At 64.0% G+C, this 13,748-nt stretch carries 15 protein-coding genes and 1 tRNA gene; 10 read left to right on the top strand and 6 right to left on the bottom strand.

What is annotated here, in order from left to right; translation table 11 throughout:
* Nucleotides 1-126 precede the first annotated feature (126 nt).
* Nucleotides 127-213, bottom strand: a tRNA-Leu gene (locus ACVIN2_RS20860).
* Between the two features lie 161 nt (nucleotides 214-374).
* Here ACVIN2_RS20860 and ACVIN2_RS20855 point away from each other — a divergent pair.
* Entirely contained in the window at nucleotides 375-1,340 is a 966-nt protein-coding gene (locus ACVIN2_RS20855; RefSeq protein ID WP_456766974.1) for a complex I NDUFA9 subunit family protein, read from the top strand.
* 168 nt (nucleotides 1,341-1,508) lie between these two features.
* Here ACVIN2_RS20855 and ACVIN2_RS20850 read toward each other — a convergent pair whose 3' ends face one another.
* Entirely contained in the window at nucleotides 1,509-2,315 is an 807-nt protein-coding gene (locus ACVIN2_RS20850; protein WP_027566187.1) for an undecaprenyl-diphosphate phosphatase, read from the bottom strand.
* A gap of 169 nt (nucleotides 2,316-2,484) precedes the next feature.
* On the opposite strand from ACVIN2_RS20850, the gene ACVIN2_RS20845 reads away from it, so the two are divergent.
* The 3 genes from ACVIN2_RS20845 (at nucleotide 2,485) to ACVIN2_RS20835 (ending at nucleotide 5,309) form a co-directional block, all read left to right on the top strand.
* A complete protein-coding gene (locus ACVIN2_RS20845; protein WP_456766973.1) occupies nucleotides 2,485-3,177 on the top strand; it encodes a glutathione S-transferase family protein in 693 nt (230 codons plus the stop codon).
* Nucleotides 3,126-4,316 (top strand): tRNA epoxyqueuosine(34) reductase QueG, encoded by a 1,191-nt coding sequence (queG, locus tag ACVIN2_RS20840; RefSeq protein ID WP_456766972.1) that lies wholly within the window; start codon nucleotides 3,126-3,128, stop codon nucleotides 4,314-4,316. Before ACVIN2_RS20845 ends, queG begins: the two co-directional genes overlap by 52 nt.
* 195 nt (nucleotides 4,317-4,511) lie before the next feature.
* Complete coding sequence (locus ACVIN2_RS20835) at nucleotides 4,512-5,309, top strand: acyl-CoA thioesterase domain-containing protein (protein WP_456766971.1); 798 nt, start codon at nucleotides 4,512-4,514, stop codon at nucleotides 5,307-5,309.
* Nucleotides 5,310-5,326: 17 nt separating this feature from the next.
* Here the strand turns inward: ACVIN2_RS20835 and ACVIN2_RS20830 are convergent, their stop codons facing one another.
* On the bottom strand, nucleotides 5,327-5,797 hold the full coding sequence (locus ACVIN2_RS20830) for a nuclear transport factor 2 family protein (protein ID WP_456766970.1): 471 nt from the start codon (nucleotides 5,795-5,797) through the stop codon (nucleotides 5,327-5,329).
* A 186-nt stretch (nucleotides 5,798-5,983) separates the two neighbouring features.
* Nucleotides 5,984-6,820, bottom strand: coding sequence for an alpha/beta hydrolase (locus tag ACVIN2_RS20825; RefSeq protein ID WP_456766969.1), 837 nt, complete (start codon nucleotides 6,818-6,820; stop codon nucleotides 5,984-5,986).
* Between the two features lie 249 nt (nucleotides 6,821-7,069).
* On the opposite strand from ACVIN2_RS20825, the gene infC reads away from it, so the two are divergent.
* On the top strand, nucleotides 7,070-7,609 hold the full coding sequence (gene infC / locus ACVIN2_RS20820; RefSeq protein ID WP_085349942.1) for a translation initiation factor IF-3: 540 nt from the start codon (nucleotides 7,070-7,072) through the stop codon (nucleotides 7,607-7,609).
* Between the two features lie 92 nt (nucleotides 7,610-7,701).
* Here infC and ACVIN2_RS20815 read toward each other — a convergent pair whose 3' ends face one another.
* Nucleotides 7,702-8,106, bottom strand: coding sequence for a hypothetical protein (locus ACVIN2_RS20815; RefSeq protein WP_456766968.1), 405 nt, complete (start codon nucleotides 8,104-8,106; stop codon nucleotides 7,702-7,704).
* A gap of 270 nt (nucleotides 8,107-8,376) precedes the next feature.
* On the opposite strand from ACVIN2_RS20815, the gene rpmI reads away from it, so the two are divergent.
* Together rpmI and rplT are read left to right on the top strand one after the other, a co-directional pair.
* On the top strand, nucleotides 8,377-8,577 hold the full coding sequence (gene rpmI / locus ACVIN2_RS20810; protein ID WP_007598540.1) for a 50S ribosomal protein L35: 201 nt from the start codon (nucleotides 8,377-8,379) through the stop codon (nucleotides 8,575-8,577).
* 89 nt (nucleotides 8,578-8,666) lie between these two features.
* A complete protein-coding gene (gene rplT, locus ACVIN2_RS20805; RefSeq protein WP_007598538.1) occupies nucleotides 8,667-9,026 on the top strand; it encodes a 50S ribosomal protein L20 in 360 nt (119 codons plus the stop codon).
* Nucleotides 9,027-9,037: 11 nt separating this feature from the next.
* Here the strand turns inward: rplT and ACVIN2_RS20800 are convergent, their stop codons facing one another.
* Nucleotides 9,038-9,448, bottom strand: a complete 411-nt coding sequence (locus ACVIN2_RS20800) for a hypothetical protein (protein WP_456766967.1) — start codon at nucleotides 9,446-9,448, stop codon at nucleotides 9,038-9,040.
* Nucleotides 9,449-9,598: 150 nt separating this feature from the next.
* On the opposite strand from ACVIN2_RS20800, the gene pheS reads away from it, so the two are divergent.
* From pheS to pheT, 3 genes are all read left to right on the top strand, one after another.
* Entirely contained in the window at nucleotides 9,599-10,681 is a 1,083-nt protein-coding gene (pheS, locus tag ACVIN2_RS20795; protein ID WP_456766966.1) for a phenylalanine--tRNA ligase subunit alpha, read from the top strand.
* Nucleotides 10,682-10,896: 215 nt separating this feature from the next.
* Nucleotides 10,897-11,343 carry an endonuclease domain-containing protein gene (locus ACVIN2_RS20790; RefSeq protein WP_456766965.1) on the top strand — a complete coding sequence of 149 codons (447 nt, stop codon included), beginning with the start codon at nucleotides 10,897-10,899 and terminating at the stop codon, nucleotides 11,341-11,343.
* Nucleotides 11,340-13,748 (top strand): phenylalanine--tRNA ligase subunit beta, encoded by a 2,409-nt coding sequence (gene pheT, locus ACVIN2_RS20785; RefSeq protein WP_456766964.1) that lies wholly within the window; start codon nucleotides 11,340-11,342, stop codon nucleotides 13,746-13,748. The genes ACVIN2_RS20790 and pheT overlap by 4 nt, the downstream gene beginning before the upstream one ends.

Genomic DNA, 13,748 nt, shown 5'->3' with positions numbered 1-13,748 from the left:
ATCCGCAGCCGACCCGACGAGCGATCTAGGCCATTCGGTACGCCATGAGCGCCGTGCCTCGGTTTTGTATACCGGTCAGCAGCTCAAATTCCCTGCAAAAGCGATTTCAATCGCTTGAGTAGGAGGTGGTGCCCAGGAAAGGACTCGAACCTTCACGGCCGTTAAGCCACTGGCACCTGAAGCCAGCGCGTCTACCAATTCCACCACCTGGGCATGCCGGTTAGGCACGGAGGCGGTTACTACGGTTCGGTGACGCGGTTGTCAATTCATGCTTGAACCCCGCTTCGGGATGCGGATTGCGCATCGCAAACCGGCCCGATACAAGCCTGACGAGACGCACTCTTCCCGCAGGAATGACCCTAGGAATGGATCCCATGGCATCGAATCTGGACACGCTCGTCACGGTTTTCGGCGGATCGGGGTTTTTGGGCCGGAATGTGGTCCGCGCACTGTGCCGGCGCGACTACCGGGTCCGGGTCGCGGTGCGGCGGCCGGAGCTGGCCGGGTACCTCCAACCCTCCGGCAAGGTCGGACAGGTCCACACCGTGCAGGCCAACGTGCGCTATCCGGCCTCGATCGAGGCGGCACTGCGTGATTCGCATATCGTGATCAATCTGGTCGGCATCCTCGCCGAGGGCGGCGCGCAGAGTTTTGACGCCGTCCAGGCCAAGGGCGCCGAGACCATCGCCAAGGCGGCGGCGGCCGCGGGGGCACAGCTGATCCATGTCTCGGCGATCGGCGCCGACGCGGAATCGCCCTCGCGTTATGCCAGGGCCAAGGCGGCCGGCGAAGCCGCGGTCATGACCGCGGTGCCGTCGGCGACGATCTTCCGCCCCTCCGTGATGTTCGGCCCCGAGGACCAGTTCACCAATCGCTTCGCGGCGCTGGCGCGGATGTCGCCGGTGCTGCCGCTGATCGGCGCCGACACCAAGATGCAGCCGGTCTATGTCGGCGACGTCGCCACCGCGGTCGCGGATGCCGTCGACGGCAAGGCCAAGGCGGGCGCGACCTACGAGCTCGGCGGGCCGGAAGTGCTGACCATGCGCGAGATCATCGAGGCCATTCTCGAGATCGCCGATCGCAAGCCGATGCTGATGCCGCTGCCGTTTGGCCTCGCCCGCTTCAAGGCCAACTTCCTGCAATTCGCGCCGGGCGCGCTGAAGTTGACGCCGGACCAGGTCATGCTGCTCGCGCGCGACAATGTGGTGTCGGACGCGGCGAAGGCCGCTGGCCTGACGCTGGAAGGCCTCGGCATCACGCCCGACTCGCTTGAAGCGATCGCCCCGCAATATCTCTGGCGTTTCCGCGCCGCCGGGCAATTCCAGCGCAAGAGCGCGTAGTTTTTTTCACCTCTCCCCGCTTGCGGGGAGAGGTCGGATCGCCCTTGCGATCCGGGTGAGGGGGTACGGGTCCCACCGCGATCTCACGCGTGGAGAGAGGCCCCTCACCCCAACCCTCTCCCCGTAAGAACGGGGCGAGGGAGTGCACCGCAGCCTTGCTTCAGAAGTTTACCGCCCCAGCGCCAGCGCGATCAGGCCGAGCGTGCCGACGATCACGCGCCACCAGGCGAACACCACGAAGCCGTGGCGGGTGACGTATTCCAGGAACGTCTTCACCACGATGATCGCGGTGACGAACGACACCACGAAGCCGATCGCGACGATGCCCATGTGGTCCATCGTCATCTCGGAGCGGTTCTTGTAGAAATCGTAGGCGAACGCGCCGATCATGGTGGGGATGGCGAGGAAGAACGAGAACTCCGCCGCCGCGCGCTTGTCGGCCCCCAGGAACATCGCCGCGACGATGCTGGCACCGGAGCGCGACACGCCCGGGATCATCGCGATGCACTGCGCGATGCCGATATAAAGATACATCAGCAGCGGAAACCGGGTGGCGTCGTGCTCGCGCGCCTTGAGATCGAGCTTGTCGACCCAGAGCAGGATGGCGCCGCCGACGATCAGCGAGAAGCACACCACCCACGGATTGAACAGCATGCTCTTGATGTATTTGCCGGCGACGAGACCGACGACGACAGCGGGCAGGAACGCCACCAGCACGCCGATCACGAAGCGGCGTGCATAGGCGTCGCCCGTGAACATGCCGATCGCGACGTCCCACAATTTCTTGAAGTACAACACGACGATCGCGAGGATCGCACCGAGCTGGATCAGGACCGTAAACGAATCCCAGAACGCGCCTTCGCCGAGATGAAAAAAGCGCTCCGCGAGCAGCAAATGGCCGGTCGAGGACACGGGAAGGAACTCGGTCACACCCTCGATGATGCCGAGGATCACTGCCCGTATTGCATCTGACATATTTACGGTCCATTTCGGCTGGAAAAGCGGGGTTCTTCTCGCCCATCCGCTCCCTTGCTGCAATCGCAAAATGTGGCGGCGCGCCCTTGCTTCGCGGTTTTGAATGACTAGTGTGGCGCCGCACGAACATTGATGGATTCTTAAGCACCATCACATAGTCAAAGGCTTCATGTTTACGCTGTTTCATCATCCGTTCTGCCCGCACTCGCGGTTCATCCGCCTGATCGCGGGAGAATACGGGCTTGAGCTGAAGCTGATCGAAGAGCGCAGCTGGGAGCGGCGCGAAGCGTTTCTGCTGCTCAATGCGGCGGGCACGACGCCCGTCCTGGTCGACGACGAGCAGTCGCCGATCCCTGGCGCGGCGATCGTCGCCGAATATGTCGACGAGGCCTATGGCTCCGAGATGGGACTGAAGCGCCTGATGCCGGACACGATCGGCGAGCGCGTCGAGGTCCGCCGGCTGATGGCCTGGTTCAACGAAAAGTTCTTCGAGGAAGTCTCCCATCCGCTCGTCACGGAGCGCATCTACAAGCGCTTCATGAGCGAGGACAACGGCGGCGGCCCGCCCTCGGCCGACGTGATGCGCGCCGCCAAGGCAAATGTGCGCTATCATCTGGCCTATATCGGCTGGCTGGCGCAGACGCGTAATTTCCTCGCCGGCGACCGGCTCAGCTACGCGGATCTCGCCGCCGCGGCGCACCTCTCGGCGATCGACTATCTGGGCGACGTGCCATGGAGCGAGGACGACGCGGCAAAGGCGTGGTACGCGCGGGTGAAATCCCGCCCGTCGTTCCGTCCGCTTCTGAGCGAATGGCTGGCCGGCGTGCCGGCGTCGCGGACCTACGTGGACCTGGACTTCTGAACTCCGATCCGACCGAACTGAAGACCGCGCTCGCAAACGAGGCGCGCGCGCTCGGCTTCGACTGCATCGGCATCACGGAGCCCGGCACGATCGAAAGCGCCGGACAACATTTTCTCGAATTCATCGCATCCGGCGGCCATGGCGACATGGATTGGCTCGCCGCGCAGCCGGAGCGCCGGGTCGATCCGCGCGGGCTGTGGCAGGACGTGCGCAGCGTCATCATGCTCGGCGTCAATTACGGCCCCGACCAGGATCCGCTCGCGATCCTGCAACAGCGCACGCGCGCGGCGATCTCGGTCTATGCGCAGGGCGACGACTATCACGACCTCATCAAGAAGCGCCTGAAGGCACTGGCGCGATGGCTGGTCGCGACCGCAACTTGCGAGGTGAAGCCTTGCGAAGTGAAAGTGTTCGTCGACACCGCGGCCGTGATGGAGAAACCGCTGGCGCAAGCCGCGCATCTGGGCTGGCAGGGCAAGCATACCAATCTGGTCTCGCGCGAATTCGGCTCATGGCTGTTTCTCGGCGCGATCTACACCACGCTGGAGCTGCCGCGCGACGATTCCGAGATCGATCATTGCGGCTCGTGCCGGGCGTGTCTCGACATCTGCCCGACCGCGGCCTTCCCCGCGCCCTACAAGCTCGATGCAAGGCGATGCATCTCCTATCTCACCATCGAGAACAAGGGACCCATCCCGCGCGAATTTCGTGAAAGCATCGGCAACCGCATCTATGGCTGCGATGATTGCCTCGCCGCCTGTCCCTGGAACAAGTTCGCGCAGGAGGGCCGCGAGGCCAAGCTCGCCGCACGTGACGCTTTGCGCGCGCCGGGTCTCGCCGAGCTCGCGCGGCTCGACGACGCGGCGTTCCGTGCGCTGTTCACGAAGTCTCCGGTGAAGCGCATCGGCCGCGACCGCTTTTTGCGCAACGTGCTGATCGCGATCGGCAACTCCGGCGATGCGGCACTGGCGGACGAGGCGCGGCGATTGCTGGGCGATGAGAATCCTCTGGTGCGCGGGGCTGCGGTGTGGGCGCTGGGGCAGTTGATGCCACGGGATGAGTTCGAGGTGATGAAGGCTTGCGCATTGGGCAACGAGCGCGACGAGAGCGTGCGTGAGGAGTGGCAATCAGTCTCCTAACATTGCGCTGTCATGCCCCGCGAAGGCGGGGCATCCAGTACGCCGCGGCGTCTCGATGCAATCACAACCGCATCGGAGTACTGGATCGTCCGCCTTCGCGGACGATGACAGCAGTTGTGTCGTGCGCAGTGCTGCGCCGCTGACATCTCGCCGTCACCCTTGATTTCCCCGCACGTTCCTCCAATCTCGCGCATCATGACAAACATGCCTTTCTTCACCCGCGACGGCGACACATTCCACCCGACGGAAGTCGCCAACGGCCCGTGGGATCCGAAATCGCTGCACGGACGCGTCATCGTCGGCCTGCTCGGCTTCGCCATCGAGGAGCGGCATTCCGGCCCTGAATTCGTGCCGGCGCGGCTGACCGTCGACATGTTTCGGCTGCCGACCATCGACAAGCCGATCGAGGTGACGACACGGCTGGTGCGCGACGGGATGCGCATCCGCGTCGTGGAAGCGGAGTTCTTCTCCGGCGGCGTCGGCATGGCGCGCGCCTCGTGCCAGCTGTTGCGGCGAACGCAGAATCCAGACGGCAATGTCTGGTCGCCGCCGAACTGGGACGTACCGAAGCCGGCCGACATTCCCAAGCCGACCGATCCCAGGCTCGGCATGAACGGCAAATGGACCACGCGACCGATCGTCGGCCAGATGGGCTCGCTCGGGCCACGAAAGCTCTGGATGAGCGAGGTGCGCGAGCTGGTCGCGGGCGTGCCGATGACGCCGTTCGTCCATGTCGCCACCGGCGCCGACTTCGCCAGTCCGTTCGCGAACGCCGGCGACAAGGGGCTCGGCTACATCAACAGCGACGTCACGATCTATCTGCACCGCCTGCCGGTGACGAACTGGATCGGCTTCGAGGTGGTGAACCACCAGGCCACCGACGGTGTCGCGATCGGCGAATGCTGGCTGTACGACGAAGCGGGCCCGATCGGCACCGCCACGGTCGCGGCGCTGGCGCAGCGCAAGCCGATGGTAAATCCGTCGAAGCGGTAGGTGCGCAAGAACGACGGCTAGCCAAAATGCCGCTGCATCTCCGGCCGCGCCTTGAGCTCCGCGCCCTGCCTGGCGACGATCTTCGCGATTCTTTCCGGCGCAAACTTCAAATCGACAAACGCCGGCGCGGTGTTGGCGACCTCGTGATAGCTGACGATCCTGCCGTCGCGAAGCGTCATGATTGCCACACCCTCGAACATCGCCCGCGCGCCATTCGCCTCCGGCAAGGTCGAGCGATAGCTGAACGTGTAGCGCGCATAGAGCGTGGTGTCGTTCGACACCGGGTCGTGCATGTCCCAGCGGAAATCGGTCGCCGTGCGATAGAACCAGTCGTCGATCATCGCGGCGATCTTCTCGCGGCCGGCGAAGGCGCCATAGAACACGTCGTGATAGACGCCGTCCTCGGTGAAGAGATCCGCAAAGGCTTTTCCGTTGCGTTGTTCGACGGCATCGCAGAACGCGCGCAGCATGGCGGTGGTGGTTGTCATGGTGCCTCACGGTGTTTCTTGTTGCGCCCTCGCCCCTTGCGGGAGAGGGCAGCTCTGCTCGTTGACACGCATTCACTTGGGTGAGGGGTCTGTTTCCGCGAATGCGCCACTCGCGTTCGCGGAAGCAACCCCTCATCCGGCGCTGCGCGCCACCTTCCCCCACAAGGGGGGAAGGAAGAAAGCACTTCACCCGATCTCGGCCACCGCGGCAAGAATGCGGGCGATGTCCTGCGGGCGCGAGAGGCGGTGATCGCCGTCCTGGATCATGGTCAGCACGACGTCGTCGGCCGGCAGGCGATGGGTCAGCGCGAACGCGTGCTGCCAGGGCACGTCAGGATCCTGCGCACCTTGCAGGATGCGGACGGGACAGCCGAGATCGATGGCGCTGCCAAGCACGAGATGGTTGCGCCCCTCCTCGATCAGATTCCGCGTGATCGGATAGGGCGAGCCGTCGCCATAATCCGATGGTCTCATCCAGACGCCTTTGGTCTCGATCTCTTTCTTCACCGCTGCCGGAAAATTCTTCCACATCAGCTCCTCGGTGAAGTCGGGCGCCGGCGCGATCAGCACCAGGCCCGCCAGCGAGGCTTTGGCTTGCTGTTTCTCTTGCCGCTTTTTGATTTCGCGCGCGAGCAGGAGCGCCATCCAGCCGCCCATGGACGAGCCGATCAGGACTTGCGGGCCGTCGCAGAACCGCTCGAAGACCGCGACGCTTTCCTCGAGCCAGCGCCCGATGGTTCCGTCGGCGAAATCGCCACCGGATTCGCCGTGACCGGAATAATCGAACCGGACCAATGCACGGCCGTGATCACGAGCCCAATCGTCCAGCGCCACGGCCTTGCTGCCCCGCATGTCCGATTTGAACCCGCCGAGCCAGACGAGCCCAGGTCCTTCCCCAGATCCTTGCCCAGATTCTTGCCCAGATTTTTGGGCCGAGCGGCGGCGCACCGCGATCCGGCGTGCGGAGGGGCCCTCGCCCACATCGATGAAGTCGAGCACGGCATCGGGAATTGGGTGATTCATGGAACGTTTACTCTGGCTGTGCGGTTTGAGCTGTCCGGACGTGCTCCGCAGCGCAGCTGGACGTCGGCATTTGCCCTTTCGGACGCTTGCGGAACAGAAGCAAGGTGTCTATGTCCCTCTGCGTGCCCCGCCGTGGCCAAAATGCCTCGCATTTGCGGCTTTTTCGACCGCCGCACGAGCGATTGCTTGCCGGCAACCGTATCTTCCTGCAAAATAGCCGCCTCTTTTCATAACTTTGGAGAACCACCCATTCGCCGTCCAAATAAAGCCCCGCCCACTGCCGCCAAAGACGGGCCGCGCATCAATGACGATATCCGCAATGCGCAGATCCAGCTGATCGATCAGACCGGTGACAACAAGGGCACCATCGAGACCGTCGCGGCTATCCGCCTGGCCCAAGAAGCCGGCATGGATCTGGTCGAGATCTCGCCGAACGTCAGCCCTCCCGTCTGCAAGATCATGGACTACGGGAAGTATAAGTATTCCGCGCAGAAAAAAGCCGCCGAAGCGCGCAAGCGGCAGAAGATCGTCGAGATCAAGGAGATCAAGCTCCGCCCGATGATCGACGACCACGATTACGAAGTGAAGATGCGCGCCATGCAGCGGTTCTTCGAAGAAGGCGACAAGGTCAAGATCACCCTGCGCTATCGCGGCCGCGAAATGGCGCACCAGGAGATCGGCACCAAGCTGCTCGACAAGATCAAGACCGACGTCGCCGAACTCGCTAAGGTCGAGCAGGACGCGCGGTTCGAGGGCCGTCAGGTCGTCATGGTGCTGGCGCCGCGCTGACGCCGATCCTTTGAATTCGCAAATTCAACGGCCCGTCCGGATGTCCGGCGGGCCGTTTTGTTTTCCTTGGGCGCCCGTCCTGTTGGCGATAGTTACGTCCTCGTCGCCTGCCAGGTGCCGCTGCATTGATCGCCGGAGATGATACCCCTCCACGAACCGGCGCCGTTCACGCCAGCGAGCCGGCCGCCGCCGCTGGCATGGGATGCCCCGACCGAGACCTGGACCGCGACGGTACCGCTGCGCTTGACCGTGCCGGAGACCCGGCCACCGCCGGCGGACGACACCCGGCTGCCCGCGACGGTGAAGGGAACGCTGTAGCCGGAGCTGCAATTGCCGCGGGTGGTGGCGAAGGTGACGTTCCAGACGCCGTCATAGCCGCGGATGCGAGCATCGGCAGTCGAGGGACACGCAGCGATGGCGAGCACAGCCAACAGCGCCAGGCGGCACGGACGAGCGACATCCGTCAAAGACGGAAGCGATTGGGAAAAATAGGGCATTTTAATCCTGCTCCGGGCGACACGGCCCGGACATGAGGTTAGCAATTCCGGATAGTCGGCGGCTAGGTTCCACCGGTTCATCGTTGCCAATTCGCCCGTCCTCTGTCATAAGCCCAGCCTTCATTGCCCGGCTGATTAAGGGCTGCCGTGGCGGTGTCCGTGCGGGTTTCGCGCTTGTTCGTAAAACCTGAGCACAATCAACGCTCTAACGAGCATTTTGACGGCCAGCCGCCTTCGCGGACGGATTTCTATGGCCATTAGGAGAGCCAAATGCCCAAGCTGAAGACCAAATCGGGCGCTAAAAAGCGCTTCAAGGTGACTGCCACCGGCAAAGTGATGTTCGCTCATCGCAGCAAGCGTCACGGCATGATCAAGCGGACGAAGAAGCAGATCCGGCAGCTGCGCGGCACCGCCGTGCTGTTCAAGACCGACGGCGACAACGTCAAGAAGTACTTCTTGCCGAACGCCTGATCGCGTCCAAGATCGTTCAAGATCATTGCCACCCGCGCCGCAGCTTCGCGGCGATCCGAACATCAAGTCACTTCTGAAGGATATTTGTCATGGCTCGCGTCAAACGCGGTGTGACCGCCCACGCCAAGCACAAGAAAGTCTACAAGGCCGCCAAGGGTTTCCGCGGCCGCCGCAAGAACACGATCCGCACCGCCAAGCCGGCGGTCGAGAAGGCTCTCGTGTATGCCTTCCGTGATCGCAAGCGCAAGAAGCGGACGTTCCGCGCGCTCTGGATCCAGCGCATCAACGCTGCCGTGCGTCCGTTCGGCCTGACCTACAGCCGCTTTATCGACGGCATGGCCAAGTCCGGGATCACCGTGGACCGCAAGGTGCTGTCGGATCTCGCGATCAACGAGCCCGCGTCGTTCCAGGCGATCGCCGAGAAGGCCAAGGCCGCTCTGGCGGCCTGAGCACGCCCGCGCTAACGGCCGGCTCCGCCGGCCTTCAGCGCGCGTTGCGAGTAGCGCTGGGCGATCTCCGCCCGGCAGAATGCCGTGAACGACAGATACATGGTGCCGGATTTATTCCGGTACTTCCGGTCGCACACGCGCATCTCGCGTTGGTAAGCCTGTTTCCGCGCAATGTTGAGGCCGGGCATGAAGTCCGCCTCGCATTTCTTCTCGACGGCGGTGCCGAGCTGGACATCGCCGCTCGCGGTCAATTGGCAATCCTGAAACATTTTCATCGCGCTTTCGCAGCCCTTCTGGGCAGCGATGGTGTCGACGACCTCGTCCAGCGTCATGGATTTCTCCATGCAGACCATGGCGCGCGCCGGGGTGCTCGCGACGGAGAGAACGACGGCGACAGCAGCCAGACCGGATCTTGAGAGCATCGCGAAAGCCTCCTCGTATCCCCCTTGGTGCCAGCCTCCCGCGCGAGGTTCAACCCAGCCGCTCGTCAGCCCGAATGACCGGCTTTTCGCTTGACGTTACGGCCTTCGGGCGGCGACAACCCAGCCGAATTTGGCAGCAGGGATTTGACCGTGTCCGACCTCGCAATGCTCGAAACATCCATCCTCGACCAGATCGCCGCCGCCGGCGACGAGGCCGCCCTCGAAGCGGTACGCGTCGCAGCCCTCGGCAAGAAGGGTTCGATCTCGGCGCTGCTTGCCACGCTCGGAAAAATGTCGCCGGACGAGCGCAAGACCCAGGGCGCTGCCATCAACCAGGCCAAGGACAAGGTCACCGAAGCGCTCGCCGCGCGGCGCGACGTCTTGAAATCGGCGGCGCTCGACGCGCGGCTTGCGTCGGAAACCATCGACGTCACCCTGCCGCTGCGCGATGCGCCGGTCGAGGCCGGCCGCATCCATCCGCTGAGCCAGGTCTGGGACGAGCTGACCACGATCTTTGCCGACATGGGATTCTCGGTCGCCGAAGGCCCCGATATCGAGACCGACGACTACAATTTCACCAAGCTGAATTTTCCGGAAGGCCATCCCGCGCGCGAGATGCACGACACCTTCTTCTTCCATCCGAAGGAGGACGGCTCCCGCATGCTGTTGCGCACCCACACCTCGCCGGTGCAGGTGCGCACCATGCTGAGCCAGAAGCCGCCGATCCGCGTGATCTGCCCGGGCCGCACCTATCGCATCGATTCGGATGCGACCCACACGCCGCAATTCCACCAGGTCGAAGGCCTCGTCATCGACAAGCACTCCCATCTCGGCCACCTCAAATGGATCTTGCACGAGTTCTGCAAGGCGTTCTTCGAGGTCGATCACATCAACATGCGCTTCCGGCCCTCGTTCTTCCCGTTCACCGAACCGTCGCTGGAAGTCGACATCCAGTGCCGCCGCGACAAGGGCGAGATCCGCTTCGGCGAGGGCGAGGACTGGCTCGAGATTCTCGGCTGCGGCATGGTGCATCCAAACGTGCTGCGCGCCTGCGGCATCGATCCCGACGAGTACCAGGGCTTCGCCTGGGGCATGGGCATCGACCGCATCGCCATGCTGAAATACGGCATCGCCGATTTGCGCCAGCTGTTCGACAGCGACGTCCGCTGGCTCTCCCATTACGGCTTCAAGCCGCTCGAAGTGCCGACCCTCGCGGGAGGGCTGAGCTCGTGATGGGCTTGCTCGGACATGCGAAGACTCTCTCCGTTCCCTCCGCGGAGAGAACCCTCTCCCTGCCCCTCCCCCGCAAGCGGGGGAGGGAATGGATGGAGCGTGAGCGCGGCGTATTTCACATGGATACGTATTCTCTCTCCACGCGAAAGGTCGGACTCCCTCCCCCGCTTGCGGGGGAGGGTTGGGGTGAGGGTTTCTCCGCAATGGGGCTGCCGATGGTCGATCCCAAGCATCCGGACTGGAAAGTACCGGCCAAGCTACGAGCCAATGCGCGCGCGCTCAGACGCAATTCGACCGACGCGGAGCGCATTCTTTGGTCGGAGCTACGCGGAGGCCGGCTAAAAGGTGCGAGTTTCCGGCGTCAGGTACCAATTGAGAATTACGTCACCGACTTCATCTGCCACGCGGCTAAGCTCGTCATCGAGCTCGATGGCGGCCAACACTTCTCGGATGAAGGCGAGCGCGCCGACGCGCGGCGATCTGCCGTGATCGAAGCGAAGGGCTTCAGGGTGCTCCGCTTCAGCAATCTCGACGTCATGATCAATCGTGCCGGCGTTCTCGAAACAATTGCCACCACCATTGCGGAGAGAGCCCCCACCCCAACCCTCCCCCGCAAGCGGGAGAGGGAGCAGACCGTTCCCGTGGAGAAAAAGCAGCCATGAAATTCACCCTCTCCTGGCTGAAAGACCATCTCGAGACCGACGAGCCGCTGGAAAAGCTCGCCGAGAAGCTCACCATGATCGGGCTCGAGGTCGAGAACATCGAGGACAAGGCGAAGGCGCTGAAGCCTTTCACCATCGCGAAGGTGATATCCGCCGAGCAGCATCCGAATGCGGATCGGCTGCGCGTCTGCATGGTCGACACCGGCGACGGTGGCGCACCGGTGCAGGTCGTGTGCGGCGCGCCGAATGCGCGGACGGGTCTCGTCAGCGTATTTTCGCCGCCCGGCACCTACATTCCCGGCAAGGACATCACGCTCGGTGTCGGCACCATCCGCGGCGTCGAGAGCCGCGGCATGCTGTGCTCGGCGGCTGAATTGCAGATTTCCAACGACCATGACGGCATCATGGAATTGCCCGCGGATGCGCCGATCGGCGCTGCTTACGCCGCATGGGCCGGCCTCGGCGATCCCGTGGTCGAGATCAATCTGACCCCGAACCGGCAGGACTGCACCGGCGTGCATGGTATCGCGCGCGACCTTGCCGCCGCCGACATGGGCAAGTTCAAGGATCCGACCATCAAGCCGATCAAGGGCGAATTCCCGTGCCCGGTGAAGGTCACGGTCGAAGACGCCGCGCTGTGCCCCGGCTTCGCGCTTCGTCTCGTGCGCGGCGTGAAGAACGGGCCGTCGCCGGAATGGCTGCAGAAGCGGCTGACCGCGATCGGCCTGCGCCCGATCAACGCGCTGGTCGACATCACCAACTTCATGACTTACGACCGCGCGCGGCCGCTGCACGTGTTCGACGCGAAGAAAGTGAAGGGCAATCTCGTGGTGCGCCGCGCCCGTGACGGCGAGACGCTGCTCGCGCTTGACGGCCGCAGCTACAATCTCGATCCCGCAATCTGCGTGATCGCGGACGAGCACGGCGTCGAATCGCTCGCCGGCATCATGGGCGGCGAGGCCTCGGGCTGCGACGAAACCACCACCGACGTGCTGATCGAATCGGCGCTGTGGAACGAGATCAACATCGCCCAGACCGGGCGCAAGCTCGGTATCAATTCGGACGCGCGCTATCGTTTCGAGCGCGGTGTCGATCCGGCCTTCATGGTGCCGGGGCTGGAGCTCGCGACGAAACTGGTGATGGAGATGTGCGGCGGCGCGCCGTCGGAGAACGTCGTGGTCGGCAAGACCTTCGGCGACGACCGCGTGATCGATTTTCCGGTCACCGAGGTCAAGCGGCTCTCGGGCATCGAGGTGCCGATGCCGGAGATGAAACGCATCCTGACCCATCTCGGTTTCATGATGGCGGGCTCGGGCCCCGTCGTAAAGGTCGCGGTGCCGTCGTGGCGCACCGACGTGCACGGCAAGGCCGACATCGTCGAGGAAGTCATCCGCATCCACGGCGTCGACAAGGTGCCGATGACGCCGTTCGAGCGCGGCGAGGACGCACGCAAACCCGTGCTGACCCCGCTCCAGCTCCGCACCCGCCGCGCCAGGCGCGCGCTGGCGAGCCGCGGCATCATCGAAGCGGTGACCTGGTCCTTCATCACCAAGTCCGCCGCAAAGCTGTTCGGCGGCGGCCAGCGCGAACTCGAGGTCGCCAACCCGATCGCGTCGGATCTCTCCGACATGCGCCCGACCCTGCTGGCCGGCCTGATCGCAGCGGCGCAGGCCAATGCCGATCGCGGCTTTGGCGATGTCGCGCTGTTCGAGGTCGGGCAGGTGTTCAAAGGCGATCGCCCGCAGGATCAGTTCATGGCGGCAAGCGGCGTCCGCCGCGGCTTTGCGTCGTCGCAAGGCCTCGGACGGCACTGGTCGGGTTCGGCGCAGGCTGACCTGTTCGACGCCAAGGCCGATGCGCTCGCGGTGCTGGCCGCCGCCGGCGCACCGATGCAGGCGCTTCAGATCGTCGCGGGCGGCCCATCCTGGCTGCATCCCGGGCGATCCGGTACGATCCAGATCGGGCCGCAAAACGTGCTCGGCTATTTCGGCGAGATGCATCCGCGCGCGCTCGAAGCGCTCGGCGCCGGCGGCCCGCTGATGGTGTTCGAGGTGATCCTCGACCGCATCCCCGAGGCGAAGAAAAAGCCGACCCGTGCCAAGCCCGTGATCGAGCTGTCGGCATTCCAGCCGGTCTCACGCGATTTCGCCTTCATCGTCGACCGCACCGTGAAGAGTGGCGACATCGTGCGCGCGGCTCAGAGCGTCGACAAGAAGCTGATCACCGCCGTGAACGTGTTCGACGTCTACGAAGGCAAGGGCATCGACGACGGCAAGAAGTCGATCGCCATCGCGGTGACGATCCAGCCGCGCGAAAAGACCCTGACCGACCAGGAGATCGAGGCCGTTGCCGCGAAGATCGTGGCGGAGGTGACGAAGAAGACCGGCGGCACCTTGAGAGCATGA

Source organism: Bradyrhizobium sp. USDA 3650, from assembly GCF_054057395.1.
Note: the sequence above shows the minus strand (reverse complement) of the source record. Positions and strands in the feature narration are given on the sequence as shown.